This window comes from Okeania hirsuta (assembly GCF_003838195.1).
Taxonomy (GTDB): Bacteria; Cyanobacteriota; Cyanobacteriia; order Cyanobacteriales; family Microcoleaceae; genus Okeania; species Okeania hirsuta.
In genome coordinates this window covers 1-1,901 of sequence record NZ_RCBY01000532.1, presented here as the reverse complement: position 1 = coordinate 1,901, position 1,901 = coordinate 1, and the positions used below count along the sequence as shown (strand labels likewise).

The 1,901-nt window shown below is 44.0% G+C and carries 2 protein-coding genes; both read left to right on the top strand.

Annotated features, from left to right (window positions below; all coding sequences use genetic code 11):
- Positions 1-240: hypothetical protein (locus tag D5R40_RS37205; protein WP_205127836.1), on the top strand; the 240-nt coding region annotated here is incomplete at its 5' end.
- Complete coding sequence (locus D5R40_RS43285; protein WP_124155852.1) at positions 209-433, top strand: peptidylprolyl isomerase; 225 nt, start codon at positions 209-211, stop codon at positions 431-433. The genes D5R40_RS37205 and D5R40_RS43285, both read left to right, overlap by 32 nt.
- Positions 434-1,901: the final 1,468 nt, after the last annotated feature.

Here is a 1,901-nt window from a genome sequence, read left to right as displayed (position 1 = left end):
GGTCAGATTATGTCCAATGTGACGGTTACACCATCAGAGGTGAAAGCTTTCTTTGCAGAAATTCCGCGGGATAGCTTGCCTTACTTTAATTCTGAGGTAGAAATCGGAGAGATTGTATATAAGCCAAAGGCGAATAGCGTAGAGCGTGAGCGTTCTATCAGTTTACTAGATTCCTTGCGTACGTTGATCATGGAAGAGCAGCAGACTTTTGAGGAAATGGCCAAGAAGTTCTCTGGATGACGGTTCTGCCAGGATTGGAGGAGACTTGGGATGGGCGAAGCGAGGAAGTATGTTCCGGATTTCGAAAGCAGCAGCCTATAAATTGGAAAAGAATGAGATTTCTCCAGTCATCGAGTCTCAGTTTGGGTTTCACATTATTCAAATGCTAGATCGAAGGGGTAACTCAATCCAGCGTTCGACATATCTTGGTTAAGCCTGAGATCACAAGATGCGCGACTTGGAGAAGGCCACCCGTGCATTTGGATTCATCGCAATCTCATTGAAACTGGATTCCAAATGTCTTTTTCACTGGCCGTAAAGCTTTTCTCGGATGAAGAGGAGCAGAGTATAACAATGATGGCCCGTATGGTAATCCAGCCACTGGAAACACTTCTTCGAAATTGGGGATCTAGATCCTGATGTATACTTCGCTATTGATACGCTGAAGCTAAAGCAGGTTTCTCAACCCGTAGCTTTCAGAGATCCGATCGGTGAACCTTTCTTCCGACTAGTACAGGTTCAATCTCGCACGACGCCCCATAAGGCGAACTGCAGCAGGACTATTCAAAGATTCGACAGGCGGCCATTCAGTCGAAGCAGAATGACTACATCACTTAAATGGGTAGCGGAGACTGTAAGGGCTACCTTCATACAGATCGATGCCATGTATAACGGATGCCGATACTGGCAAAGTGGGACAAAGATGGACGAAGGGCCAGACCTAGCTTTTACTCCATCTTCCTATTATGGATCGCCTGTACATTGTACTTTCCAAGCCTATAATTTCAGAAGATAATGTACAAAAGCGGTAGCGATTTGGTGCCTATTTGGACCATCGCTACCGCTTTTTTTGGTTTCGTCATTACTGAAATCTCCGGAAAACAATTGATTCTCCTCTTGTAGATTCAACTCGTAAGCCTCTGCAAAGGCTGGAGCAGATGGCTTTAAAGAAAAGAAAACGACTAGGCCTGCACCAAAGAACTAGTAGAAAGACTTATCCTCTTTGCAAGGAAGGCCATAATTAGTATAAAGAGGTTAAACCCTTCAACCAAGGCCCATCTTCGTAATCAAACTGCTGCGATAGCGTAGTCACCTTTTGTTCGAGCGTTTGTTTTTCTTTGTGACTGCTTTGTTGCGGAAAAAATTGCCTAGGCCCCTTGCTGCATAAGCAACGGCAAGAAAACCAACGGGCACTTGCCAATTAAGAGCGTTTGTTGAATCTATCGGCAATGGACTCCCGACGTTCATTCTCTCCCACAACTACGTATAGGACAATGACAAGGAAGAGCAACTGCCCGATAGACAATGCGGTAAACATCAGATTCAAGTTGCGGAAATGGTCTTTCATGTTTTGGCTAAAATTTGAATGTGGTAGCAATAAATAGGTGGTATTCTTTATAAATCAACTTGTGTGATTCTCGGACATAGTGATGTGAGTAGGTCTGTTTGTTCTAGCAAACATCCTGTTCCGATAAGGGGACAGTACACTGAGTGAGTAGTGTGTTCTCGTAACTTGTGCTGAAAGCAGGAAGATAAGACAAGCTATGACCAGGCATAGCTTGTCTTAAGTGTTGGGAAGTGTTCTCTTGTAAAACTGTCTCCTAGCCGTAATGTTTTGCTGATTTTTGTCACTATTCCGCGCTCTATCACATCATTCCTCTAAGTCTTAAAGAACAGCAATT